Genomic DNA, 25,735 nt, shown 5'->3' with positions numbered 1-25,735 from the left:
CATGGCAGGGGCTCTCCTAACGCAGGGTGGCGTACATGACCGCCTTGATGGTATGCATGCGGTTCTCGGCCTCCTGGAACACGCGGGAGGCGTCCGACTCGAACACGGCGTCCTCCACCTCCATCTCGGTCACGCCGAATTGCTCGGCGATCTCGGCCCCGATGGTGGTATTCGTGTCGTGGAACGAGGGCAGGCAGTGCAGGAAGATGGCCTCGGGCTTGGCCTTCGCCATCACTTCCCGGGTCACGCGATAGGGCTCCAAGAGCGCGATGCGGTCGCGCCACAGCTCGGCCGGCTGGCCCATGCCCACCCACACGTCGGTGTACACGGCATCCACGCCGGCGATGCCCTCATCGATGTCATCGGTCACCGAGAGCGTCGCCCCGCTTGCGGCGGCCAACTTCTGACAGGCCTCCCACAGCTCGGGGCGGTAGGTGCGGTTGCCGGGAACATCGGCCTGGGGCCCCACCTGCACGAAATCGATGCCGAGTTTGGCGCAGATGACCAGCAGCGAGGAGGCGGTATTGCCCACCTGGCCGAAGAACGCCAGCTTGCGCCCGCGCAGATCGGGGCCGAACTCCTCCTGCATGGTGAGGATGTCGGCGAGGGCCTGGGTGGGATGGAACTGGGCCGTGAGTCCGTTCCACACCGGCACGCCGGCGTTGGCGGCCAGATCCTCCACCACGGCCTGTTCGAAGCCGCGGTACTCGATGCCGTCGTACATACGGCCGAGCACGCGGGCGGTGTCCTCGATGGACTCCTTCTTGCCCATCTGGGAGGAGCCGGGATCCAGGTAGGTCACGCCCATGCCCAAATCCATAGCGCCCACCTCGAAGGCGCAGCGGGTGCGCGTGGAGGTCTTCTCAAACAGCAGCACGATGTTCTTGCCCTCCAGGTAGCGGTGCGGGATGCCGGCACGCTTCATGGCCTTGAAGTCGCGGGACAGATCCAGCAGGTAGTGGATCTGCTCGGGCGTGAAGTCGAGCAGGGTGAGGAAATGCTTTCCAGAAAGATTGAGCGGCATGGAAATCACCTTTTCTTGAAGACGGGGGGGAACAACAGGGAAAGGAGGGCGACCGCAGCCCCGGCCGGCGCCGGCACAAAGGCCGACCGGGGCCGCATCCCTCCCTTGAAGAGGCGCCTAGATATCGGCGCGGGCGAAGGGCATGGACATGCAGCGCGGGCCGCCCCGGCCGCGGGAGAGCTCTTCGGAAGGCACGATGCACAGCTCGATGTCCGCGCGGTCGAGCACCGCGTTGGTCACCACGTTGCGCTCGTAGACGCACACCTTGCCCGGGGCGATGGCCAGGGTGTTGGAGCCGTCGTTCCACTGCTCGCGGGACGCCTCCACCGGGTCTCCCCCGCCGCACTCGATGAGCATCACGTCGTCGACGCCCGTGGCCATCTGCAGAATCTCCTTGAGCGAGCCGTCCAGCTCGTCCACGGCCACCTCGCCGGGGTTGTCGCCCTTGCGCAGGCGATAGGCGTGCAGCGCGTCGTACATGCCCGGGTACACCGTGAACTTGTCGTAGTCGATCTGAGTGCACACGGTGTCCAGGTGCATGGTCTCATAGCCGAAGGGAATCTTGATGGCGTACACCGTGTCGATGGCCGAGGGCTGCTCGCCCCAGAACAGGTTGCGGGCCAGCGTGTCGATGGCCGCCGCCTCGGTGCGCTCGGAGATGCCCACGGCCAGGGTGGTCTCGTTGATGTTCAGCACGTCGCCGCCCTCGATGTGGGCCGCGCTGTGATTGTCGTACCAAAACGGCGTGCCGGCGAAATCGGGATGGTAGGTGAGGAAGGTCTTGTAGAAGGGCACCTCGCGGTTGCGCTGGTTGTAGTACATGCGGTGCAGGGCCACACCCGTGCCGATGGAGGCGATGGGATCGCGGGAGAAGTAGCTCGACGGCATGGAGTACACGACGAAGTCATCGGGGGCAAGGCCGTCGCCCTCCAGGCGCGCCAGGGTGCGCGGCCCATGGGCCAAATCAAGCTCGTGCAGGCGCATGCCTGCCAGGGCCTTGTCCACCAGATCCCGACTATCCTCGATGGCGTCCAGCTTCGCGCGCACGAGAGGAACAAGCTGCGGGTCGGGAACGGGCGCCTGGGCCATGTACTCGTCCAAGAAGGCCGTCCGGGCCGCCGGGTGCGCGTCCATGGCCTCGGCCAGAAGCTCCTCCATATAGAGCACCTCGGCCCCGCTCTCACGCAGGATGTTCGCAAAGGCATCGTGCTCCTCCTGGGCGTACTCCAGGTAGAACGCGTCGTGGATCCAGCACTTCTCGAACTCATCGGCCTTCATGTTGGCCAGCTCGCGACCGGGGCGGTGCAGCACCACGCGTTGCAGGGCGCCGATCTCGCTGGTCACGTGAATGGGCTTGTTCGCCATGACTTCTCCTCTCATGTCTGTTCTCATAATACGGCGAAACGACGGAATGGGTGCCTCGGGCGCTTAGGCCACGGGCAGCATGGCCGAGACGGCCGTGAAGCCCATGCACACCACGCTCATGAGCAGCCACCACTTCCAGCAGGTCTTCCACCACTGCTCGAGGCTGATCTTGCACACCGCAAGGCCGGCGACGAGGATGGCGCTCGTGGGGGCGATGATGGTCATCATCGGCTCGGCCAGGCACAGGGCCGTCACCGCGCCCTCGGGGTTCAGCCCCACCAGCTCGGTCAGGGGACCGAAGATGGGCATGGTGAGGGCCGCCAAGCTGGACGAGCTGGGCACCAGGATAGTCAGCAGGTTCTCCACCACGTACAGGATGGTGGTGTACACCGCCGGCGCCACATCGGCCAGCCCCAGGGCCATGGCGTTCAGAATGGTGTCGATGATCATGCCGTTATCGGCGATGACGAGCACACCGCGGGCCAGGCCGATGACGATGGCCGAGAAGGCGAAGTCCTTCAAGCCCGCCACGAACTCCTGGGCGATCTTCTGCTGGGAGAATCGCGCCACGATGCCGGCGATAAGGCCCATGGCCAAAAAGACCGCCGAGAGCTCGCTCATGTACCAGCCCTGGGTCACCAGGCCCCACACGATGAGCCCCATGCCAGCCAGAAACACCACGAGGATCCATTTCTGCGCGGCCGTGAACGGCGTGTCGTCGTCCACAGCACCCATTTCCAGGCGCTTGCGCTTGTCGTCATGGTAGGTCAGGGACAGCTCGGGGTTGCGGCGCACTTTCCTCGCATAGAGCACCACCCACCCGATGGACAGGCCCACGATCACCACGAACATGATGGCGCGCAGCCACAGCTGGGGGTTGCCCGTGATGCCGATCACTCCCTGGGCGATGAGCACGCTGAAGGGGTTCACCGTAGAGGCGATGTAGCCCGCCTTCGCGCCGATGAACACGATCATGAACGCCGTGAGCGAGTCGAACCCCATGGCTATCATGATGGGCAGGAATATGGCGAAGAACGGCAGGGTCTCCTCGGCCATGCCGAAGGTGGAGCCGCCCAGGGCGAATAGCAGCATGGCAATGGGAATGACCAGGATGTCCTTGCTCTTGAAGCGCCTCACCACCCGGCGCATGCCGGCATCGATGGCCCCGGTGGCCGTGATGATCTGGAACGCTCCGCCGACGATGAACACGAAGGCCACCACTTCGGCCGCAGCCATAATGCCCGCGATGGGCGCCTCGAGCACGGCATCGGGACCTTGGCGCAGGTCCACCTCCTTGCCCGTTTCCCCATCGACGAAGGTCTTGTCCATCTGCTCGTAGGTACCCGCCACCGTCACCTCGCGACCGTCTATCTCCGTCGTGGCGAACGAGCCCGATGGGACGATCCACGTCATAACCGCGACGACGATCATCAGCAGAAAGATGATCGTATAGGTATGCGGCACCGCGAACTTGGGCTTTGTCTTCTCCCTCATTGCACCTCTCCTCTCTTGCTCGACGTATCGGTTTGTCCGCAGCGCCATCATCGCCACGGCAGGCCCCGGGGCCGGCCTCTGCGCCGCAAGCGGGCTTTGAGCGTTCCGGCAACGGGGCGTCCGGCGACCTTTCCCGTCCCCACGGCGGCAAAGGATGACATTAAAGGTCACTTTTTCGCTACCTCCCTTTCCCAAGGGGGCGCGATTGCCTATGCTGAGATGGAGATAACCGTGAGCGAAGCGGAGCTGTCATGAACATCGTCCAGGTAAATAACGAGATAGGCCAGATCAAGCGGGTGCTCGTGCACCGCCCGGGCCCCGAGACGCAGCGGTTCCCCCACGGCGAGTTCGCCCTGGCCTTCCCCCTGCGGCCCACCAGCAGCGGCTTTAACTTGGAGCAGGCCCAAGCCGAGCACGACGCCCTGACCACTGCGCTCAGGGAATCCGGCGCCACCGTCATCGAGCTGCGCGACCTGCTCGGCGAGACCCTGGCCGAAAGCCCGTGCGTCCGGCGCGAGCTCATCGACCGATTTCTGGCCAACTGCCGCATCGAGGGCACTGAGCTTGCCGAGGCCGCCACCCAGTACCTGGAAGAAGCGCCCGATAACGACCAGTTCATCGCCCGGCTCTTCGAGGGCATCCGCTACGGTGACACGGCCCTGGCCGAGACGACCCGCTACCCCCTGGCCGCCCTCACCCACAGCGCCTTCGATCTCGACACCTTCCTCTCCGGGCCGCTCAACACCGCCTTCTTCATGCGCGACCCCCTCAGCGCCATCGGCGCGGGCGTGAGCTTGAACCGCATGTACTGGCATGATCGCAACCGCGAGGTGGACATCTTGCAGACCATCATCGAATGTCACCCCGCCTTCGCCGACACGCCGCGCTGGTTCGACCACGGCAGCTCCTTCCACCTCGAGGGCGGCGATGTGATCAACCTGGGCGAGACCACCCTGGCCCTCGGGCTGTCGAGCCGCACGGAGAGCCTCGCCCTGGACCGGCTCTGCCAGAACCTCCTGTGGGGCGATCCCCGTTCCGCCATCACCGATATCTACGTGTTCGAAGTGCCCCAGAGCGGCAACCGCCTGCATCTGGACGCCTACCTCTCCCCCATCGATCACGACACCTTCGTCGTCGACCCCGCCCTGGCCCATGGTGCCCGCGTGTACCACGGGCGGCGCGGCCGCAAGCGGGAAACCGTGCGCATCGAAGAGCGCACCGAGCCGCTCTCCCGCATTCTGAGCGATGCCGTGGGAGGCGGCCCTGTCCGTCTCCTGGATTTCGGAAAGGGCGGCACGGGCCGCATGGAGTTCGAATACGGCAACGGAGCGGCAGGCATCCTGTCCCTGGCACCGGGGAACCTCTGCGTGTGCGCCGAGAACCTCACGGCCAACGAGGCCCTCTCGAATGCCGGCATGACGCTGCATCCCGTCTCCATCCAGGAGATGACCGCCGGGTTCGGCGGCCCCAACAGCCTGTGCCTTCCCTTAGAGCGGGAAAGCCTGTAGGGTGCCGTGGGCATCGGAGAGAACATACGGCGGCTGCGCCGGCGCGAGGGGCTTTCCCAAGCGGCCTTCGGGGCTCAGCTGGGCGTCACCAAGGAAACCGTGGGCCGCTGGGAGAGCAACCGGACCTTCCCGCGCCGCGGCCATATCGAGGGCATGGTTGCGCGATTCAGGGTGGAGGCCGACGACATCCTCAGCGAGGATCGGGGCCTGGGAGCCGCCCCCGCACCGACGGCAAGCGGGTCGAGGGGCGCGGCGGCCGATTCTGCGCTCGATGCCGTTACCGACCTGCGTGCCCTGCTGCTGCCCGTATATAAGATCGACCGCTCGGGCAACGGCACCACCCTGCGCCACGCCGGCCACGCCTACGCCCCGCCCGACGTGGCCCGTCGGCATCCGGCCAGCGTGTTCGTACGCATGGACTACCGAGAGATGACGCGCCTGTACCCGGTCGGCAGCTTCCTTTTAGTCGATCAGCGGGCGCGCGCCTACAACGGCTGCACCGTGGTGGCGCTCATAGACAACGCCACCATCGTCGTGCGGCGCTACACCGCTGGCAACAACACCGTGGTGCTCTCGTCGTGGTCCTACGACGCACCCTCCCCCGATCTCATCCTGGACAAGCGCCGCGTGCGCATCATCGGCGTCGCGGTCTTCTTCCAGGCCAGCCACGATACAGAGGTCCCCTGAACGCCCCGGCGCGCAGGCCCCTCGCCGACCCGGCAGCCCGGCTCGGCCGCCGTGGCGCAGCCTATTGGCCCGATCGCCACGGCTCTAGCGGCCCGACCGACCCCCGTTCGCTATAATCGGAGAGAACATCTGGCGATTTTCGAGGCGAGAAAGCGAGCGAGACCATGCACGTGCATACGCCTATTACGGTGCGCTACGGGGAAACCGACATGATGGGCGTGGTGTACCACGCGAACTACCTGCTGTACTTCGAGGACGCCCGCATCGATTTCCTGGACGCCGTGGGCTACCCCTACGACGAGTACATCGAGCAGGCCGGCTACATGAGCCCCATCTACGGGCTGCAGGTGCAGTATCGCAGCCCCCTGCGCTACGGCGAGGCCGCCTTCGTGCGCACCTCGGTGGCCCAGAGCCTGCCCATGCGCACCGTGTACCGCCAGCAGGTCTTCCGCGCCGACGACGCCGCGGGCACCGACGAGGCCGGCGAGCCGCTCCTGCGCGAGGGCGCCACCCCGCTCGTGGACGGGCTCGTGACCCTCTGCGTCGTGGAGCGCGACACGTTCAGACCCGTGAGCCTCAAGCGCACCTTCCCCGATCTGCACCGCCTCTACGGCGAGATCATCGAGGAAGCCTAGGGGCCGGGAAACACGATGGGCGAAGGGGCCTATTCGCCGTCGATGAGGTGGATGAGCTCTTCGCGCTTGCCCACGCCGAGTTTGCGGTAGATGTTGCGCACGTGGGTGCGCACGGTGCTGATGGACAGCACGAGGGTCTTCGCGATATAGGCCGGCGTGAAGCCACGGGCCAGGTAGACAAGCACCTCGGCCTCGCGCGGGGACAGGCCAGCCTCGGCCGCCACCGCCGCACACCGAGCCTCCAGGGCATCGCGGCGCGTGGGCTCTGCCGCGATTGCCTCCGACTCGGCTGCGATTGGCGAAGAATCTGGTGCGGAAGTAGTCGTCGGTGCTGCGGTCGCGCCGTTGAGCGGAGCGGCGGCTTCCCTCTCGCCCTCGGCGGCCGTCTCCCGAGGCGTCACGAGCTCATTCCATGCCGTGCGCCCCAGAAACACGAGCAGAACCGCCACGAACAGGGCCGCCAGCACCGTGAGCCACGGGGCCAGATCGAGCCCCGGTACGGCGGAGAGCAGCTGGCCGGCGAGGGCCGCGGCGGCGGCCACGGCTACGGGCACCCCGACGACCGTATCGGCCGCAAGCTCGCGGCTGTGAACTGCCGCGAGGAACAGGGCGCAGCCGATGAGGGCGAGCACCAGGTAGAACCCGTACAGCGCCGCCAGGGAGAGGCCTGGGGGGAAGGTGCCGGCCGGGCATGCGCCCAAAACGACGAAGAGCGCCGCCATGACGGGTACGAGCACGCGGTACGACCACGGCAAAAGCGGAGCACGACCCCAGCGCACGGAAACCCCGAGGGCCACAAGGGCCGCCACGCCTCCCCCCAAGAAGGCCGTCTGCACCACCGTGTGGGCCCCGTGGGCGACGACATTGGTGGCAAAGGCATAGGCGCCCAGACCGAGCAGGGGCAGCCAGGTAACCGACAGCAAGCGCCCCAGCTGGTTCGTACCCGGACCGGCATCTTCACGCGGGCCCTCGTCGCGCGCCGAAAGAAACGCGAGCGGCACGGCACCGACAAGCACGAGGCCGTCGAAGGCGGGCACGAGCGCTCCCTCGGGAAGAAGGGTGAGCACCCATGCGGCCAGAGAGGCTCCGACCGCCACCACGGCGCAGCGGGCGAGCGAGGCGCGCATGGGCGCTGCCGCGACGGCGGCCCATTGGGCCACAAGCCACGGCGTTGCCGCCCCGGCTGCAATGCCGGCAGCCATGGCGGCCCACCGATGAGGCTCGGGCGCGCGGAAGAGCATGGGCAGCGCAAGAAGGGCCAGCAGGTACGCCACAGCCGCCACCGTCACCGTCGCCCGCGATCGCGGGCGCGCCACCGTACCCCGCACGAGAGATCGGATCACTAGCGCCAGAGCCGAACCGAGGACGGCGCAGAGTGCGGCTATGAGAAAGGGGTCGGCCAGAACAGGGAACTGAGCCGTCTGGTCGAACGAGGCCAGAACGGGCGTGACGGGAAACAGCGTGGCGACAAAGGCCGCCAAGGCCCCATCCCGCGGCCGCAAGCCGCAAAGCCCACCCGGCTGCGCGGCGCCGCTCGCCCCCTGCTCATTCAACGCGCCCATATCGGCCTCCCTCCTTTTCTGATGCACGCCATGATCTGAGCTCGATTCTAGCAGAGCCCCGGTGCGCCCCTTCGACCGCGGCGCTGCCGTGATTGACCTGACAACAGCCAATACTCAAAAAGTGCGATGGAGATACCTAAGAGCGACGATAGCGCTCTGGCGGCCGGCCCCCTATAGTGGACGCTGTTCCTCTTGGAGGCGGACTTCAAACGGCACGGCCTTTTTGGGGCCATTGAGGCCGCGACCGTCCCGCCTCCACCAAGGGCTTTGCGGGCACCCGTCGGGGCAACTCGCGGGTGCCCGAGGGCGGCGGCTCTCCTTTCTGGCCGCCGCCCGCTTCCTTTCCGCATACTCCACAGGCCGCGCGTTTCAGGGGATCGCGCGGCCTCCCAACGAAGCCTCCCGCGTCCCGAGAGAGACGCGGGAGGCTTTTTCTGTCCGCCCGCTAACCTAGAAGGGGCTCGCGTACAGGCGCAGGCCATCGGGCAGGCGCACGAGCCCCGCCCGCTGGAGCCACAGAGCCGCCGGAGTATCGAGCACATCGCGCCCGTTGAAGTAGGTCACGATGATCTTGCGCCGCATGGCCGCCGAACCGTCCCGCTTGAGTGATGCGGCCACGAAAGCCACCAGGGCCTCCGTAGCCGCAGCGAGAACCGCCTCGTCGGTGGTGAACGCCAGCAGCGACTTCAGGCGCGGGGCCGCCCAGAGCACGGGGGCGCCGTCGGCCAGCACCACGAGGGCGCCCTCGCGGCGGCTCGGCTTGGCTGCCACCAGGGCCGCCTCCACAGCCGGGGCCGACCCGGCCGCCGTCCACATCACCTCGGGCCAGGGAATGCCCGCGCCCAGGAGGCAAACCGGGTCATCGGCCGGCAGCACCGCCAGGGACAAGGGCCGCCCCGCCGCCCCGCCGCCCTCGGAAGCCGTCGCAGCATCGGCGAAGCCCCGCAGCACCTCCACGGTCTCCCGCGCGGCGAACTGAGCCGGCCCCATGCTCTCCACGAACATGCCGCGGATGAGCTCGCCGGCATCTTCCATGGCCCGCAGCACGGGATAGAGCGACGAGAGGCCGCCGGGCACCCCGGCGGCCAGGGCTATATCGCGAGTTACCACTCCATAGCGATCGAGCAGCGATTCCACCAGGGCCACGGCCTGCACCGTGGAGCTTTGGGCCGTCGGTGCCAAGGCCGACCAGCGACCGGCCAGAGCGGCGCCGAAAGCCAGGGCCGCCCCTTGACGGGCCACCACCGTGGCCCGGGCCTGGGCCCGCATCTCGGAACGCAGCGAGCGCCCGCGTCGGCTGCTTGCCCGCCGTCGGGAAGAGGGCGGCTGCTGACCGACGGAGGGTGCGGCCGCAGACGGCACTGCGAGACCGCCGGCCCGGGGAAAGCCCAGGCCGTCGTTGGTAGCCGCCCCGGCCCAGACGAGCCGCTGCAGCGCTTCGGCCACCTCGCCCTGGGCCGGCACCGCCGGCTCCATCCGACGGGCCGTCTCGTCCACGAGAGCGCAAAAGGTTACCGGCCCTTGGGCCACGAGCACCTGGCGCACCACAGCGGCAACCGGTGCAAGGTCCGCGCAGTCCTGCGAGCCTTCCCCTCCCGTTACCGCCATCGGCCCCGCCTCGCGAGCCGCATGGTTGGCCCGACCCTCTCCCGTCGGCACTTTCCCGCCCCGCGACTCTTCCCCCGGCTCGGGCACGAGGGAGGCAGCCACGCCCGACGCCTCGTCGATGGGCAGGGGCGCCAAGGGTGAATCGGTCGGGAAGAACGCCACGAGATGTTCCTCTCCCACCGTGGAGGCGGCCCAGAGCACCTCGCCGCTGGCGATGAGCTCATCGAGCATGGCCGGACGGTAATCGGGCACGCGCAGGGGCAGCACCGTGGACTCCCACAGGGCCATGGGCAGGTAGGCGCCCTCAAACTGGGCGATCACCTGGGCCACACCGTCGATGCCCGCCAACGGCGCCTCGCCAGAGGCGGCGACGGCCTGGCGCTGCAAGAGGAAGCGCAGGTAGGCATCGGAGCCAACGGGGCACACGGCCTCCCGCGCCCGGGCAAGGGAGCGGGAGCGCAGCCGCCGCAGCACCCCGGCATCGGCCCAGCGGTCGTGACCGAGGCGCACGAGACGACCGGCGGCCGTCAGCCGCTCCAGCGACTCGGTCAGCAGCGCCGCCCCGAGCCCCAGCCCTGTAGCTACGGCCTCGCCGTCGAACAGCGTATGGGTGCGGGCGAAGCGCGCCACCAGCCCGTCGAGGGGCTTTGCGGCCACGACACCCGAGGAAGCTGCCCCGGAAGCGGTTGCCGATGCGGCCGCCGAGGCCGACGGGGAAGCCCCGCCCTCGGTTGCCGGCAACGGCGCAGCCCAAGAGGGCACCGCCAAGCCCAGCACCGCCCGCAATCGCGCTCCATCATCGGCCGCGACCCAACGCTCTTCACCGCCGATCAGCGCCGGGAACGCCCGGCGCTCGGTCTCCAGCTGTTCCAAAAGCGCCCTGACGGCTGCCGGGTCTGCAGCAGGTGCCACGGGAACATCGCCGCAGACCGTCTCGTCTCCCTCGACAAGAACGTCTGCCAACGGGGGCGCCGCGGCATTCCCCGCCGACAACTCGCCACCGACATCGTCGAGCGTCGCCTTGGCTTTCGCCGTGCCCACCGGCACCGCACGCAAGGCGACCTCCTCCACCGTGAGCGGTCCCAGCTCGCGCAGCAGGTCGGCCACCCCTTCGGCGCCGCGCACCCGCCAGCCCGGAGCCGTGCGCTGCAACTCGGCCCCCACCTGGGCCACCACGGCCTCATCCAGCACCTCTTCCACCGTGCCGCCACCCAGAAGCTCGCTGAGCAGGGCCGGGTCCACGGCCAGAAGCGACGCCTGGCGCTCGGCGTGGGGCAGGTCGCCCTCGTAGAGATGCTCGCCCAAGTACCCGAACACGAGCGGCGCCGCAAAGGGCGACGGCACCGTGGTGCGGGCCTCGCTGATCTTGATGGTTCCCGCCTGCAAGCCGCCCATGACCTCCCGCAGGGCCGGCAGGTCGAACACATCCTGCAGGCACTCGCGCATGGCCTCCAGGATAATGGGGAAGTCCTCTTCCTGGCGGGCCGCCTCCAGCAGCTGGCCGCCCTTTAGGCGCTGCTGCCACAGCGGCGCCCGCTTGCCCGGGGCCGTGGGAGCCACGAGCAGGGCCCGGGCGGCGCACTCGCGGAAGCGGGCGGCGAACAGGGCCGTGAACCCCACCCGCTCCCGCACGATGGCCTCCAGCTCGTCAGGGTCGAAGAGGAACAGCTCCGGCCCGGGCAGGCCCTCCTCGCTCAGGGGCACGCGCAGCAAGATGCCGTCGTCGGCCGCCGAGGCCTGGGGATCGAATCCCAGAGTGGTGGCGATGCGATGGGCCACGGCCAGAGCCCAGGGCTCGTGCACCCGGCGCCCGAAGGGGGAATGCAGGATGACCCGCCAGTCCCCCGTCTCGTCGGTGCACTGCTCCACCACGAGCCGCCGATCCGTGGGAACGGCGCCCGTGCATTCCCGCTGGGCCGCGACGAGCGCCCCCAGGTTGCGCCGGGCATCCTCGTCCAGAGCCGCCGACACGACAGCCTTGAGGGCCTCTGCATCTACCGAGGCACCGAGCACGCTCCCGCCGGAAGACGACGCCCCCTCCGGGGCCTCCCCCGTTCGGACGAGAGCGCCCTCGGCGGCCCGCACCAGAGCACCGCGGGCGCGACCCGTCTCGTAGGGGCGCCCGATGGCCTCACCGTGCCAGAAGGGCAGCCGCGCCGCCCGTCCCGGCGCCGCCTCCACGATCACACGGTCGGCGCTGATCTCCTGGATGCGCCAGGTACTGGTGCCAAGCGCGATGATGTCACCCACCCGCGACTCCATCACCATCTCCTCGTCGAGCTCCCCCACGCGCCGGCGCCCCTGCCGCCCGTCGCCCTCGGGCAGCACCACCGAGAACATGCCCCGATCGGGAATAGTGCCCGCCGAGGTTACCGCCAGCCGTTGCGAACCGGGGCGCGGCTTCAAGAGCCCCGTCTCCCGATCCCACAGGATGCGCGGAGCGAACTCGGCGATTTCCCCGGACCCGTAGCGGCCGGCCAGCATATCGAGGACGCCCTCGAAGGAGCGGCGGCCCAGATCGGTGTAGCAGGCCGAGCGCCGCACCGTGGCGAGCCACGCGTCGGCCGACAGCCCGTCGGGGGCCATGGCCACGGCGGCCACGGTCTGCTGGGCCAGCACGTCTAAGGCGTTGCGCACCATGAAGGTGCTCTCGATGGCACCGGCCTCCATGCCGGCGGCCATCACCGCCGCGTCGAGCACCTCCACCCGAGTACGGGGGTAGATGATGCCGAGGGACCGACCACCGACCTGGTGGTTCGCACGGCCCACCCGCTGAAGCCCGCTGGCCACCGAGGGCGGCGCGGCCACCTGCAGCACCAGATCGATGGAACCCATGTCGATGCCGAGCTCCAGACTGGAGGTGGCCACCACACAGGGCAGCTCGCCGGCCTTCAGCTCCCGTTCCACCTGAAGGCGCTTCTCCTTGGACACCGAGCCGTGATGGGCCTTGGCGATAACCACCGAGGGCGTGGTGACGAGGGCCGTGGTGGAGCCGATATCCGAGCGGAAGCCCGACCCCGGGGCCGTGACCATGGCGTCGACGCCCGTGGGGATACCGCGCACCGACGGCGCGGGTGCCGAACCCTCCCCTTCGGCACCGGCGCTGCCAGTAGCCGACCAGTAGCCGGCCACCTCGGAGCGGGGGCCGTCCAGCCCCAGGCGTTTGGCGTACAGCTCGTTCAAGCGCGCCGTCAGCCGCTCGCACAGGCCGCGGGAGTTCACGAACACGATGGTAGAGGTATGGGCCAGCACCTCGTCGAGGATGGCCGCCTCGATATGCGGCCAGATAGAGGCCATACCCACGCGGCTATCGGGGTGAGCCGCAGGGGCGGGCCCTTCGGCCATGGCCGCTCGCAGGGCCCGGTCGGACTTCCAGGCGGTCTCGATGGCCGCCCGTCGCGGAGCGCTTCCGATGTGAACGGGGCCGTCGCCGGCGCCCTTGAACCCGTCGTAGGTGGGCACCGCCGTCATGTCACGTACGGGAACCCGCACCGAGAGATCAAGGCTGGGCGGCGCTTCGGTGGCCACCACCGTAACAGGCTGTACGCCGCCGAGAAAACGGGCGATCTCGTCGCGGGGGCGCACCGTGGCCGACAGTCCGATGCGCTGGGCCGGCTGCTCCAGCAGATCGTCCAGCCGCTCTAGGGACAGGGACAGGTGGGCACCCCGTTTGTCGCCGGCCAGGGCGTGTACCTCGTCCACGATGACCGTTTCCACCGTGCGCAGCACCTCGCAGGCCTGGGACGTGAGCATGAGATAGAGCGATTCGGGCGTCGTGATGAGAATGTCGGGCGGATTGCGCGCGATCTTGCGGCGCTCTTCGGCTGTGGTGTCGCCCGTGCGCATGGCTGTGCGCACTTCGGGAGCTTTCGCCCCGTCGCGCGCCGCCTCGGCAGCCACGAGCGCGGAGATGGCCGTCAGGGGGCCCTGCAAGTTGCGATCCACATCGGCACCGAGGGCCTTCAGCGGCGATACGTACAGCACGCGCACGCCCCGGGGCCACTTCTCCCCCCGTGCCGCTGCGGCCGCCTTCTGACCCATGAGCCCGTCGATGGCCCACAGAAACGCCGCGAGCGTCTTGCCCGAACCCGTCGGCGCGATCACGAGCGTGTTCTCGCCCCGGGCGATGGCGTTCCAGGCACGCGCCTGCACCGCCGTGGGCGCGCCGAACGTGTCAGCGAACCACGTGCGCACGGGCTCGGAGAACGACGCCATCGCCTCAAACCACGCCAAGCGCTCGCCCTCTTCCATCATGGCCTCCTTTTCTGTTCGTCGATGAAGATTATAGAACGAAACGGCCCGCAACCGATTTCCCAGAATAGGGAAACCGCGCTAAGATAAGGGGCCTGGCGGAAGGGAGGATGCATGCGCAGCAACGAAGTGGCGAAGCTGGCCGGAGTATCGGTGCGCACGCTGCGGCACTACCACAGCCTGGGGCTGTTGCCCGAGCCCCCGCGATCGGACAACGGATACCGCGACTACACCGCCGCCGACGTGGCCCGGGTCCTGCGCATCAAGCGCCTCGCCTCGCTGGGTTTTCCCCTGGCCCGCATCGGCTCCGTCCTCGAGGAGATGGACGCGCCGAAGGCGGATCCGAACACCGGGAGCACCACGACCGGCACCGCGCCGTCGCCGATGAGCGCCCTGGAAGAGCTCGATTGCGAGCTGGCCCTGGAAATCGAGCGCCTGCAAGAGCAGCGTCGCACCATCGCCGAGTTGCGCGCCGAGAACCTCGATCCCGATCTGCCTGTGCGCTTCGCCCGCATCTTGCGCATGCTGCCGGGCGTCGACACGCTCACCGACGCGAGCCCCGCTGACCGCACCGCCCTCATCGTTGCCGGTCACCTCTACGACGACGATGAGCTCGGCGAATTGGAGCGCGTCATCGAGTGCATTGCCGGTGAGAACCTGGTGCAGGCCCTGGAACAACTCGACGAGCGCCTAGGCGCCCTCGCGCCCGATGCCCCCGAGCTTGAACGGGCCGCGCTCGTCGACGAGTCCCTCGAGACCCTGGCCCCCGTCATCGCCTGCTTCGACACGGCCAACTGGCTGCGCCCCTCCACCGACCGGGAGCGATTCTTGGACGAGATCGCCTTCGAGGGGAACAACCCGACCCAGCAGGACGTCTACGGCCGCATCGGGCAGGGTATCGAGGCCATCATGGCCGAGCGCGTGCGCGCAGAGCGAGCCGGCGGCACCACTGAAGCCGGCGGCACCGCACCCCGCAGCGCGTAGAGGCCCGCGCGCCGCGTTACCCGGCCCTTGCCCGCCCCAGCTGGAACAAAAGGCGTTTGGGGATCGCCCAAGGGGCCGGAAGGAGAGCGGGGCATACCCCTCCCCGCCCCGCTCTCTTCACAACTCCTTCATGGGAGCCGTGGGGGCTGTTGACCCCGACGTTGCGTCATAGTTTTTACTTCTTTCTCGAACGCATCTGCCCCTTCGAGAAAGGCCCCGCATGTCCCTCGCCGCCCCCGTGGCCCGCACAGCCCGACCGCCCCATCGTCCCCGCAAGGTCGCCCCGCGCTACCTGCTGTCCTGCGCGTGCTCGCTACTCGGCAACTCCGTGGCCGGCGTCATCCTGCCGCTTGTGCTGCTCGCCACCACCGGCGATGCCCTGGCCGCCGGCACGCTGGCGCTCATCTGCGCCGTGCCCCAGTTCCTCATCGGCCTCATCGGCGGGGCGCTCACCGACCGCTTCAACCGCCGCAATGTGTCCATCGTCTCCGACATCCTATCGGCGACCAGCGTAGCTCTGCTGCCCATCGTCGATACGATCTGGGGCTTGTCCTTCGGATGGTTCGTCGCCCTCGGCCTTCTGGGCGCCATCGGCGACATCCCCGGCATGACCGCCCGCGACTCCCTCGTGCCGGCCGTGTGCGAGCGCGATAATCGCAGCCTGCAGAAGTTCATGGGGCTGACCCAATCCCTCGATTCCCTCGTGGTCATCGTGGGGCCGGCCCTGGCCGCTTTCCTCATGGGGTTCGTGGGCAGCGTGAACGCCCTGTGGTTCACCGCCGCCATGTCGCTGGCCGCAGCCCTCGTTACCCTCACCCTACCCCGCTCCCTCGGTGCTGTGCACGGCGCGGTCGCCGATGCCTCCGCGACCGCCCCCGCCAGCAGCCAGCCGCCGCGCGGCCTGGTATCCGGCGCGTGGCACGCCCTGCGCGACGGAGTGCGCGTGCTGTTCGCCAGCGACACCTTGCTGCGCTCCTCGATGTTCATCAGCTTCGGCGTGGTCATGGTGATGGGATCGCTCCAGGGCCTCGTGCTGCCCGTGCACTTCACCGCCGCCCAGACACCGGAGCTGCTCGGCTACGTGCTGTCGGCCATGTCCGCCGGTATGCTCGCCAGCTCGCTGGGCTACGCGGCCATGGCCCACAAGCTGCGCCGTCGCACCTGGTACGTCCTATCGCTCGCCGGCATGGCCTCGGGAATCCTGGGCCTGGGCCTTCTGCCCTCGTTCCCGCTGCTCATAGCCAGCGCCCTCGTCCTGGGCCTGTCCGCCGGCCCCATCTCGGCCCTGCTCGGCTTCTTCATCTTCGACCGCATTCCGGCCGAGAACCGCGGAAGCGCCCTGGGAACCCAGAACTCTCTTACCCTGGCCGCTGCTCCCGTGGCCGTGTTCGCCACCTCGCTCGTGGTAGAGAGCCTGGGCGTGTCGGCCGCCGCCCTTGGTCTGGCCGGCTGCTGGATGCTCATCACCTTGTGGGCCCTCAACACCCACAGCCTGAAGCACCTCGACGAGGAGAAGGCCCATCCCGATCCGATTCCCTTCGCCCCCGAGGCCGAGCGCGCCTAGAGCGCGGCGCTTCCAAGTTCCCCTCGCATCCCGGGGCCGCGCTCGAGCGGCCCCGTCCCTCTTTCCCTTCCCTATCGGCGGCGCAGCCATCTGGCAACGGTCTCCGAACAAGTTTGCCGCGAGCCGCCGGGCCCGGTCGCGGCGGGCACACCATGGGGGACAGCAACAAAAGCCCACAACCGAGGAGATACCATGGCATGCACCACCCTGCTCGTCGGCCGCCTCGCCACCAACGACGGCTCCACCATCGTCGCCCGCAACGAGGACGGCGAGGATTTCTCGTTCGACCCGAAGAAGCTCGTCGTCGTGAACCCCGAGGACCAGCCGCGCACCTACACCGGCGTGGCCAACCACCTCACCATCGAGCTGCCCGACAACCCCCTGCGCTACACCTGCACGCCCCACGCCGATCCCTCGAACGGCGTGTGGGCCGAGACCGGCATCAACGCGGCGAACGTATCCATGTCGGCCACCGAGACCATCTCCGCCAACGCCCGGGTGCTCGGCGCCGATCCGCTCGCGGTGTACCAGCCGGCCCAAGGCAAGCCGGGCGACGCCGACTACAAGCCCGAAGTGCCCGGCGGCATCGGCGAGGAGAACCTGCCCACCATCACCCTGCCCTACATCCATAGCGCCCGGGAGGGCGTGCAGCGGCTGGGCATGCTGGTGGAAAAGTACGGTACCTACGAGACCAACGGCGTGGCCTTCGGCGATGCCGACGACGTGTGGTACTGGGAGAACATCGGCGGCCACCATTGGATCGCCCGCCGCGTGCCCGACGACTGCTACGTGGTGCAGCCGAACCGCCAGGGCATCGATCACTTCGACCTGGCCGATGCCCTGGGCGAGCAGCACGACTACATGTGCAGCGCCGATTTGGCCCAGTGGATCCGCGATCACGACCTGCTGATGGACATGCCGGCCCACGAGGGAGACACAGGCGAGACCGTACAGGGGCTGCCGCGCTACTTCAACGCCCGCATCGCGTTTTCCACGTATACCTGGCTCGACCAGCTCTACAACGCCCCGCGCAAGTGGTACCTCTGCCGTCGCCTGACCCCCTCCGACCCCCGCTTCCAGGGCCCGGCGCCTGAGTTCGGACCCGAGAGCCTGGACATTCCCTGGGCCCTGCGCCCCGATAAGAAGCTGTCCGCCTCCGACGTGAAGGACCTGCTCGCCACCACCTACGACGGCACCGAGTACGACCCCTACGGCACCAAGGGCACGCCCGAGACGCGCCACCAGTACCGCTACGTGGGCATCGACCGCACCTCTGAGTGCTCGGTGCTCTGCATCCGCCCGAATGTGCCCGTGGCCCTGCGCGGCGTGCACTGGTTCGCACCGGCGTCCGGCCCCTTCAACACCGCCGTGGCGATGTACGCGAACGTGACGACCATGCCGGCGTACCTGGACACGCCCACCGCGGTCACGACCGACAGCCTCTATTGGAACAACCGCCTCGTGGCCGGCCTCGCCGACCCGCAGTTCTTCGAGAGCTACGAGCCCATCCAGGGCTACCGCCTGAACACCATGGCCCAGGGCTACCAGATGCTGCATGAGACCGACGCGAAACTTATGGCGCTGGCCAAAGAGGGCACGGTGAGCCTGGACGCCATGGACGACGCAGCGGTGCAGGCGGAACTGGCCGCCGCCAACCAAGCCCTCGCAGACTCGGTGCAGGCCCAGACCCGCTCCCTGCTGGGCACCGTGCTCGACCAGCGCACCGTGGCCATGAAGAACGCCTTCAACATGAACGACCACTGAGTCAAGGCGCCGGGGCACTTCAATGCCGCCCCGGCCCGCTACTGCGCGACCCGCACGCACCCCCCAAGGCCGGCCCAGGTTCCCGCTCCCACGCGGAACCTGGGCCGGCCGCCTTTTTCGTCACTCCCCCTTCTTGCGGCCGGCGCGCCCCCTTGCGCTCGCAGCACCCTCATCTGCCCTTCGTTGCAAGACACGACCCCGCTCGTGCAAGTGGCGTCCGGCGGCCTTGCGCGAAACGCCTCGCGGGGGCACACTGGCACCGTCGAGCGAACGGAAAGGAGAACCGGTGAAACTCACTTTGGAAGAGAGGCGCGACCTGGCTGAAGTGGAGGTGGATATCCGCTGCCCGGTCATCGACAGGCGCGTGCGGGCCATTGTGGCCGCCGCCAACGCCGACGATCGTCGGTTGGTCGGCACCGCCGATGGCAGCACTTTCATCGTAGAGGCCGCCGAAGTGCTCTACGCCGAAACCGTGGACGGACGCACCTTCCTCTACGGGCGCAACCGGGTGCTGGAGAGCCCCCTGCGACTCTACGGGCTGGAAGACCAGCTCGCCGGCACCGAGTTCGTGCGGGCATCGAAATCGCTGCTCGTGAACTTCGATCACGTGCGGGCCCTGCGCCCCTATCTGAACGCCCGACTGGAGCTAGTGCTGTCCAACGGCGAATCGGTCATCGCCTCGCGCCAATACGCTCCGGCCATCAAGAAGAAGATCGGACTGTGACGGGCGGTGCGACCCGAACCCGTCGGCCCACTTCACGTTACCCCCCCCCGCCGCGTCCTCGGCGCGACCTCGAGAAAGGAAACCCCATGAACTCCCTTGCAAAGAGCGCCTTCACGCGCACCTGCGTGATCTTCACCGTCGCCATGGCCCTGTGGTGCGTCGCCGGCCTTGCCTTCGCCGGCCCGGTCGAGGGCATCGTCATCACGCTGTCGTTGCTCGCCGCCTGCGCCGCCCTCACTCTGCTCCAGGTGCTCTGGTTCACCGAGGCCCTGCTCACCCGCCCGAGCTACCCGGCGCGCATCGCGGGCTTCGGCATCACGGCCCTGCCCGTGCTCGCCCTCTGCGCGGCCGCGGGCGGCTGGTTTCCCGTTGACAACCTGGGAGCCTGGATCACCTTCTCCGCCATCTACCTGGTCACCCTGGGCGCCATCACCGCCGGCTACACCCTGCACTACCGCCGCACCGTCGGCAGTTTCGACGCCGCCCTGGCCCGCTACCGCGAGAAGCGCGGGGAATAGGGCCGCCGCGCTCGCCCGAGGCGCAGGCCGGCGCTACCCCCTCGGGACATCCACGAGAAACGGGCTCGGCTCGTCGCGGTAGAGGATGGTCAGCCCGTGCATGGCGCGGGTGAGGGCCACGTACAAGAGGTGGCGGTCGGCCTCGGTGGCGTACTGGCGGCCGTCGGCGTCCAGCAGCACCGCCTCGTCGAACTCCAGGCCCTTGGCCAGGCGCACCGAGGTGACCACGATGCCGCCCGGGTACGTGTCGGTCTCGTCGGTGATCAGGGCAACCTCGTGGACGCGGCCGATGAGCTCGGCGTAGCGGGCGGCGAGAAAGTCGGACTTCGCGATGATACCCAGCGTGCGCCGCCCGGCCGCGCGCCACCGCCCCACCGCCGCACCTACCGCCGCCAGCATGCCCGCGGTGTCCCCGCAGCGCACGAAGCGGGGATCCTCGCCGTGGCGCTCGACCGCCACCAAGCCGCCCACGGGCAGCACGCGCCGCGCCAGCTCGGTAATCTCGAAGGTGGAACGGTAGCTCGTCATGAGGCGCACCACGCGGGCTCCGGGGTAATGGGCCGCCACCGTTTCGGGAGGGGCGGCAACGCGACCGTCCACGAGCTGGTTCGCGTCGCCCAGCAGCGTCTTGTCGCAGCGGAAGAGCCGCGAGACGGCCTCGTGGGCCGCCGGCGACAGATCCTGCATCTCGTCGATCACCAGGTGGCGCACCGGCGCGGCGGCGGCAAAGCCGTCGGCGCCCCGGAAGGCCCAGGCGCACAGCACGAGCGGGAAGGAGTCCTCCCATTCCACCGTGCCCCTCGCTGCCATCTTGAGAAGCGCGCTTCGGCCCGTGTCAGCCAGAAAGCGCCGGTACAGGGCAAGCGGGTTCTTCGCACGCATCATGCGCAGCAGGCGCGACCGCAGCTCGCGGCGAGTCGGCATCGCGTGGGCGTAGCGGCCGAAGGTCTTGCCGTGGGCAAGCTCCAGGGCGTCGCCCGCTACGAGGTCGAGCCGCTCCTCGAAGGGCACGGGCGCGTAGGCCGAGAAGCGCTCGGCAAGCCACGCGGCCTCGGCCACATCCCCGCCGACGGGCAGGTCGTGCGGCTCGAACAGCGCCCCGCCCGCAGCCAGCTGCCCGTCGAGCCACGCAGCGAGCGATTGCGCGAACTTTTCGGTGCCCTTCACCTGGGCGCGCTCGGCGCGAACGGCGTCGGCCTCGTCGGCGAACGAGCGGGCGGGCGCCACCTTCGCGATGCCCTCCAGAAGCAGGCTCGCCAGCTCGTGCAGGCTCCACGAGCGCACCGGCTCCTCGCCGAGCTCCGGGAGCACGCCCGAGATGTAGTCGGAGAACACCCGGCTCGGCGACAGGATGGCCACCGACTGCGAGGAGAGCCGCTCCTTCTGGCGGTAGAGCAGATAGGCCACTCGGTGCAGGGCGATGGAGGTCTTGCCGGAGCCCGCCACCCCCTGGATGACGAGCGTGCCCGGCGCCTCGTCGCGGATGACGGCGTTCTGCTCGCGCTGGATGGAAGCCACGATGTCGTGCATCTTCGCATCCGACGAGCGGGAAAGCGCCTGGGCCAGCACCTCGTCGCGCACGCTCGACGAGGAATCGACGGCGTAGACGAGCCGCCCCACCTCCACGGCGACCTGCCGCTTGCGCACCAGGGTTCCGCGTCGCTCGCCCGCCGGCGCCTGGAAGGCGGCGGGGCCCGGCTCGAAATCGTAGAACAGCGCCGCCACCGGGCTGCGCCAATCGGATACGACGGCCTTGTTCTCCCAGGTGAAGGCGAATCGCCCGATATAGGTCACCTCGGGGGCGCCGCCACCGGGCACCGTGCCGCCCGCGTCAGGGCCGGCCGATGCATCGGGGTCCGCGCCGGCTCCCCGCGCGGCCGCGTCATCCCCATCGAGAAAATCCACCCGCGCGAAGTAGGGGGAGGCCAGCAGCTTCTCCAAGCGCCGGTGCGAACGGGCGGCCACGGCGGCCTGGGCGTCCAGGCGGTTCAGCTCGAAGGCCGACAGGTGCGCCTCCTCCGGAGCAAGTTCCCCGCGCGAGGCGGCCAGCTGCGCGCCAGCCTCCCGATGGCTCTCCTCGGTGCGCGCGGCCAAGGCCCCGGACCGCGCCACGGCGACGCGCACCTGTCCGAGCACCGCCGTAAGATGAGCACGCTCCGCCTCTTCGATATCGTTTGCCTGGTGATGGTCGTTGGCCCGCAGGGGCGTAGTGGGCGCTGTCACATCCCGCTCCTTCCTCTTCCAAGGTTTCATCTCATGCGAACGGCTCGGCCGCGGCGGCCCCGTTCGGGAAACCTGAGAGGTCGGAGGCGTGAGAAACACCGACGTCAAGGTGGGGAGGCTATGCTAGCGGCACTTTCGCGCTCCGCATCGCCGCAGCACGCCGACCTCCACAAGATGTTCACAGACTCCCGTTTTCCCACCTGCGCCCATCGGCTTGCCGGCAGAGGGCCACAGGGTCTTCTGCCAGCCTCCACCAGCGTATACCGGGCCCTGCGCATTCACGCGTCGTGAATCCGAAAGACTGGCCGTGTGTCGCTCCGTTAACCGTTTGATGCCAAGGCCTTCCGGCGGTAGCCGTCGGAAGGCCTTATCGCTTAGCATGGGCCTCATCATTTACGCACCGTCAACGAGTAAAGGAGCAGCCATGCCCATGAACCCCGTGGTCCAGGCCGTGATAAAGGCCATCACGCTCGTGCAGCCCGACGTGGCCTCCTCGTGGGATGCCCAGCGCAAGGTGGAAGACGCCGCCGGCAAGCTCACCATCGCCGATCCGCGCTGCCGCATCGACGAGATCACTGCCACCGCCGACGACGGCTACGAGATACCCCTGCGCGTGTTCACCCCGCTCGACATCGACTTCTCGCTGAAGGCGGGACTCCACGTGAACGAGGACCACCGCGGCACCATCCTATATCTCCACGGCGGCGGCTGGGCCAACGGCGATGTGGACTTCTACAGCGACGCCTGCATGCGCACGGCCCTGAAGCTGGAGCGCCGGGTCATCGCCGTTGACTACCGCCGCAGCCCCGAGTGTCGCTTCCCCGTGCCGCTGGAGGACTGCTACGCCGTGGCCCGGGCCCTGTTCGCCGGCGCGCTTATCCCCGATGTCGATCCCGAGCACATCGTGCTCATGGGCGACTCGGCCGGCGGCAACCTCACCGCCGGGGTGAGCCTGCTGGCCCGCGAGCGCGGCGAGTTCCGCCCCCGCACGCAGATCCTGCTGTATCCGCTCACCTACAACGACCACAGCGAGAGCACCCTGTTCGATTCGGTGCGCGAGAACGGCGAGGACTACATCCTCACCCGCCAGGCCATCGTGGACTACATCGAGCTGTACCTGCGCACGCCCGACGACTTCCACGATTCCCGTTTCGCCCCGCTCATCGCCACGTCGCTGGCCGACATGCCCCGCACGCTGGTCATCACCGCCGAGTACGACCCCCTGCGCGACGAGGGCGAGGCCTTCGCGGCCCGGCTCGATGCCGAGGGATGCGAGGTGGCCTGCTTCCGCATGTACGACGGCGTGCACGGCTACTTCCTGTACCCCTCGGTGCTCTCGCTCGTGCGCGACACCTACCGCCTCCTCTCCCACTTCCTCGACGGCGACGACATTCCCACCGAAGGCAAGCGCCCATGGATGCCCCTGCTTGGTACCGACTAGACAACGTCGGGAAGTTCTACGCCGCCGAGGCCGGCAGCCCCGACCAGACCATCTTCCGCCTGACGGCCACCATGGCCGACGAGGTGGACCCAGCCGCTCTGCAGCGGGCCCTCGACGCCGCGGTGGCGCTGTTCCCCGGCTTCAACGTGTCCCTGAGAAGCGGCATGTTCTGGCATTACCTGGAGCCCTCGGGGGCGCGTCCGATGGTAGAGCCGGAGCATCTGCCCATCTGCTACAGCCTGCACACGGGCCCCAAGAGCGTGCTCTTCCGCGTGACGTACTACCGTCGCCGCATCAACGTGGAAGTGTCCCACATGATCTCGGACGGGCGCGGCGGCCTGGAGTTCCTGAAGGCGCTTGTGGGCTTTTACGCCACCGAGCGCTATGGGGCCGCGCCCGGGCCGGCCTGCGCCTATGCCGGCACCGAGCCCCAGAAGACCGAAGACAGCTTCTCGGCCAACTACGATCGCAGCCTGGCGGGTGCCACGGCCAAGCCGCGGGTCTTCCACCTCAACGGCTGGAAGACCGACGGGGAGCCGACGTACCTGGAACTGCACCTGTCGGCCGGTGCCGTGCACCAGCGGGCCAAGGAGGCCGGCGTCAGTGTCACATCCCTGCTCATCGCCGCAGTCATCTGCGCCGTGCGCTCCACCATAACGGCCCGCGACCGGCATCGGGCCATCCACCTGGACGTTCCCGTCGACCTGCGCAGCCTCTTCGGTTCTGCCACCCTGCGCAACTTCTTCGGCCTCGCCTTCATCACCTACACGCCCGGCACCGCCGATGAGCCCCTGCTGGCCGTGGCTGCCGAAGTGCAGCGCCAGCTGACCGCCGGCACCGAGCCGACGGCCCTAAAGCGCCGCATGATGGCCATGATCAAGCTAGAGAAGAATCCGCTCCTGCGCGCCGCGCCCCTCTTCGTCAAGGACGCCATCCTGGGCTTGGCCGCCTGGAAGACGACCCGGGAGGTGACCACCACCGTATCCAGCCTGGGCCGCGTGGCGATGGACGAGACCGCTGCCCCCTTCGTGCAGGGCATCAGCGCCCTTACCTCTACGGCGGGCCTCAACTTCATCGTATGCACCCACGGCGACGACCTGTCCCTGGGCATGTCGAGCCGCTTTGTGAGCCTGCGCGTGGCCCGAGCGGTCGTGGAGGTGCTGGAGAGCGCGGGGTGCGCCGGCTATCTGAACGCCAGCCGCGACACCGCCGCCCTCCATCGCTCGCCGGCGTGCAGCCGGGCGCGCGAGCGGGCGCCGGAGCCCTCGGTGTTCCCGCCGAACGCCTTCATGCGGAAAAGCAACGGGGCGCGCACGGTGATGCTCCTGCTGACCGTGCTGTGCATGATAGCCACGGGCCTGCTCGGAGCGGCTTTGGGCGCTGGAGCGCCCGCCGTGATTCTCCCCTGCGCCGCCATTGCCCTGAACTGGCTGTTCGTGCGGAATATGATCGTACACGCCCCCGATTTCATCCGGGTGGTGGAGCGGTATTTCCTCGTACTTCTGGCCGTGGGGGCCCTGTGGTTCCTCGCCACGGGCAATCTCTTCGTCACCACCTTCGCCCTGCCGGGGCTCTGTCTGCTCGGCCTGAGCTTCAACGCCGTGCTGCTCATCGCCTACCGCGGCTCATTCGTGAGCGGCTACGCGAAGTACCTGCTGTACGAGCTCGTCCTCGGCCTCGTACCGGCCGCCCTGGCCCTCGCGGGCCTAACCACCTGGCCCTATCTGGCGTGGACCGCCGCCGCGGCTGCCGTGGCGCTCCTGGCCGCCCTTCTACTGCTTACCCGCAAGCCGCTGGCCGCCGAAATGCACAAGCTGTTCTCCCTAGGATAGGTCGGGACGAAACGTCCACTTCATACCATACTAACCCAGCCCCGCCCCGGCCCCCTCGCCTCCTTCGCTGCGCGGCGTTTGCCAAATTGTGGGGTTGCGCGATCAGGTTCTTGTGCTAAAGTACGGGCCAGCAATTGAATACACCTAAACCGATGAGGCGAAGGTCAAGCCTTCCGGGCACTCACAGAGAGCGGGCGCAGCTGAGATTCCCGCAGAACGCCAGAGGGTAAATGGATCGCCGAGGGAAAGGGGAAAGGTTGCCGCGGTTTGTCTCCGCGTCACTGAGTATCTGGACCGTGAGCCTGCGTTAAAGGCAGAGCGGGTGATGGCCCGTTCACGAGAGGGTTCGCTTTGGCGGATCAATTAAAGGTGGCACCGCAGATCGAGGGATCTGTCCTTTAATCCGAGGACAGATCCCTTTTTGTTGGGTTAAGGCTCAAAAAGTGTGCTCTTAGCATTATTCACTGTCTGTACCGGGTTGGCATGTGGAACTCGTTCCAGTCGATGCCGGACCCGTACTCCTCGGGAGCCCCGTCATCCCGCCCGCGCTT

The 25,735-nt window shown here is 68.4% G+C and carries 16 protein-coding genes; 10 read left to right on the top strand and 6 right to left on the bottom strand.

The genetic code is table 11. The annotated features are described in order from the left end of the window. Positions 1-16: 16 nt before the first annotated feature. From argF to F8D48_RS07575, 3 genes are all read right to left on the bottom strand, one after another. Entirely contained in the window at positions 17-1,024 is a 1,008-nt protein-coding gene (gene argF / locus F8D48_RS07585) for an ornithine carbamoyltransferase (RefSeq protein WP_135970877.1), read from the bottom strand. 117 nt (positions 1,025-1,141) lie between these two features. Beyond that, positions 1,142-2,389, bottom strand: coding sequence for an arginine deiminase (locus tag F8D48_RS07580; protein WP_151430915.1), 1,248 nt, complete (start codon positions 2,387-2,389; stop codon positions 1,142-1,144). Between the two features lie 63 nt (positions 2,390-2,452). Then, the gene (locus F8D48_RS07575) at positions 2,453-3,883 is read right to left on the bottom strand and encodes a YfcC family protein (protein ID WP_151430913.1); all 1,431 of its coding nucleotides are present in this window, start codon (positions 3,881-3,883) and stop codon (positions 2,453-2,455) included. 251 nt (positions 3,884-4,134) lie between these two features. Here F8D48_RS07575 and F8D48_RS07570 point away from each other — a divergent pair, with 251 nt between their 5' ends. The 3 genes from F8D48_RS07570 to F8D48_RS07560 all read left to right on the top strand — a co-directional run bounded on the left by F8D48_RS07570 (position 4,135) and on the right by F8D48_RS07560 (position 6,713). Further along, on the top strand, positions 4,135-5,391 hold the full coding sequence (locus F8D48_RS07570; RefSeq protein WP_151430911.1) for an arginine deiminase: 1,257 nt from the start codon (positions 4,135-4,137) through the stop codon (positions 5,389-5,391). A gap of 6 nt (positions 5,392-5,397) precedes the next feature. Then, complete coding sequence (locus F8D48_RS07565) at positions 5,398-6,078, top strand: helix-turn-helix domain-containing protein (protein ID WP_151430909.1); 681 nt, start codon at positions 5,398-5,400, stop codon at positions 6,076-6,078. A gap of 164 nt (positions 6,079-6,242) precedes the next feature. After that, positions 6,243-6,713: an acyl-CoA thioesterase gene (locus F8D48_RS07560; protein ID WP_151430907.1), complete on the top strand. Its 471-nt coding sequence runs from the start codon at positions 6,243-6,245 to the stop codon at positions 6,711-6,713. A gap of 29 nt (positions 6,714-6,742) precedes the next feature. Here the strand turns inward: F8D48_RS07560 and F8D48_RS07555 are convergent, their stop codons facing one another. Both F8D48_RS07555 and F8D48_RS07550 read right to left on the bottom strand, forming a co-directional pair. After that, positions 6,743-8,275: a helix-turn-helix transcriptional regulator gene (locus tag F8D48_RS07555; RefSeq protein WP_151430905.1), complete on the bottom strand. Its 1,533-nt coding sequence runs from the start codon at positions 8,273-8,275 to the stop codon at positions 6,743-6,745. Positions 8,276-8,725: 450 nt separating this feature from the next. Continuing rightward, entirely contained in the window at positions 8,726-14,134 is a 5,409-nt protein-coding gene (locus tag F8D48_RS07550; protein WP_205717354.1) for a DEAD/DEAH box helicase, read from the bottom strand. A 114-nt stretch (positions 14,135-14,248) separates the two neighbouring features. Here F8D48_RS07550 and F8D48_RS07545 point away from each other — a divergent pair, with 114 nt between their 5' ends. The 5 genes from F8D48_RS07545 to F8D48_RS07525 all read left to right on the top strand — a co-directional run bounded on the left by F8D48_RS07545 (position 14,249) and on the right by F8D48_RS07525 (position 19,688). Continuing rightward, positions 14,249-15,118, top strand: coding sequence for a MerR family transcriptional regulator (locus F8D48_RS07545; protein WP_151430901.1), 870 nt, complete (start codon positions 14,249-14,251; stop codon positions 15,116-15,118). Positions 15,119-15,338: 220 nt separating this feature from the next. Next, entirely contained in the window at positions 15,339-16,682 is a 1,344-nt protein-coding gene (locus tag F8D48_RS07540) for an MFS transporter (RefSeq protein WP_151430899.1), read from the top strand. A gap of 192 nt (positions 16,683-16,874) precedes the next feature. Further along, complete coding sequence (locus tag F8D48_RS07535) at positions 16,875-18,446, top strand: C69 family dipeptidase (protein WP_151430897.1); 1,572 nt, start codon at positions 16,875-16,877, stop codon at positions 18,444-18,446. A gap of 286 nt (positions 18,447-18,732) precedes the next feature. After that, positions 18,733-19,170, top strand: coding sequence for a LytTR family DNA-binding domain-containing protein (locus F8D48_RS07530; RefSeq protein WP_151430895.1), 438 nt, complete (start codon positions 18,733-18,735; stop codon positions 19,168-19,170). Positions 19,171-19,256: 86 nt separating this feature from the next. Further along, a complete protein-coding gene (locus F8D48_RS07525) occupies positions 19,257-19,688 on the top strand; it encodes a hypothetical protein (RefSeq protein ID WP_151430893.1) in 432 nt (143 codons plus the stop codon). 33 nt (positions 19,689-19,721) lie between these two features. Here the strand turns inward: F8D48_RS07525 and F8D48_RS07520 are convergent, their stop codons facing one another. Continuing rightward, positions 19,722-21,911, bottom strand: a complete 2,190-nt coding sequence (locus F8D48_RS07520; RefSeq protein WP_151430891.1) for a HelD family protein — start codon at positions 21,909-21,911, stop codon at positions 19,722-19,724. 424 nt (positions 21,912-22,335) lie between these two features. Here F8D48_RS07520 and F8D48_RS07515 point away from each other — a divergent pair, with 424 nt between their 5' ends. After that, positions 22,336-23,352: an alpha/beta hydrolase gene (locus F8D48_RS07515; protein WP_151430889.1), complete on the top strand. Its 1,017-nt coding sequence runs from the start codon at positions 22,336-22,338 to the stop codon at positions 23,350-23,352. Next, positions 23,325-25,184: a DUF6320 domain-containing protein gene (locus tag F8D48_RS07510; protein WP_205717353.1), complete on the top strand. Its 1,860-nt coding sequence runs from the start codon at positions 23,325-23,327 to the stop codon at positions 25,182-25,184. Before F8D48_RS07515 ends, F8D48_RS07510 begins: the two co-directional genes overlap by 28 nt. Positions 25,185-25,735: the final 551 nt, after the last annotated feature.

Origin of the sequence: Adlercreutzia muris, from assembly GCF_008831045.1 — a bacterium.
Lineage (GTDB): Bacteria > Actinomycetota > Coriobacteriia > Coriobacteriales > Eggerthellaceae > Adlercreutzia > Adlercreutzia muris.
This window is presented reverse-complemented; position numbering and strand designations above follow the sequence as displayed.

Excerpts from the sequence above, each read along its gene's own strand:
- argF (WP_135970877.1), bottom strand. The coding sequence starts at position 1,024 with ATGCCGCTCAATCTTTCTGGAAAGCATTTCCTCACCCTGCTCGACTTC.
- F8D48_RS07580 (WP_151430915.1), bottom strand. The coding sequence starts at position 2,389 with ATGGCGAACAAGCCCATTCACGTGACCAGCGAGATCGGCGCCCTGCAA.
- F8D48_RS07575 (WP_151430913.1), bottom strand. The coding sequence starts at position 3,883 with ATGAGGGAGAAGACAAAGCCCAAGTTCGCGGTGCCGCATACCTATACG.
- F8D48_RS07570 (WP_151430911.1), top strand. The coding sequence starts at position 4,135 with ATGAACATCGTCCAGGTAAATAACGAGATAGGCCAGATCAAGCGGGTG.
- F8D48_RS07560 (WP_151430907.1), top strand. The coding sequence starts at position 6,243 with ATGCACGTGCATACGCCTATTACGGTGCGCTACGGGGAAACCGACATG.
- F8D48_RS07555 (WP_151430905.1), bottom strand. The coding sequence starts at position 8,275 with ATGGGCGCGTTGAATGAGCAGGGGGCGAGCGGCGCCGCGCAGCCGGGT.
- F8D48_RS07550 (WP_205717354.1), bottom strand. The coding sequence starts at position 14,134 with ATGGAAGAGGGCGAGCGCTTGGCGTGGTTTGAGGCGATGGCGTCGTTC.
- F8D48_RS07545 (WP_151430901.1), top strand. The coding sequence starts at position 14,249 with ATGCGCAGCAACGAAGTGGCGAAGCTGGCCGGAGTATCGGTGCGCACG.
- F8D48_RS07540 (WP_151430899.1), top strand. The coding sequence starts at position 15,339 with ATGTCCCTCGCCGCCCCCGTGGCCCGCACAGCCCGACCGCCCCATCGT.
- F8D48_RS07535 (WP_151430897.1), top strand. The coding sequence starts at position 16,875 with ATGGCATGCACCACCCTGCTCGTCGGCCGCCTCGCCACCAACGACGGC.
- F8D48_RS07525 (WP_151430893.1), top strand. The coding sequence starts at position 19,257 with ATGAACTCCCTTGCAAAGAGCGCCTTCACGCGCACCTGCGTGATCTTC.
- F8D48_RS07515 (WP_151430889.1), top strand. The coding sequence starts at position 22,336 with ATGCCCATGAACCCCGTGGTCCAGGCCGTGATAAAGGCCATCACGCTC.
- F8D48_RS07510 (WP_205717353.1), top strand. The coding sequence starts at position 23,325 with ATGGATGCCCCTGCTTGGTACCGACTAGACAACGTCGGGAAGTTCTAC.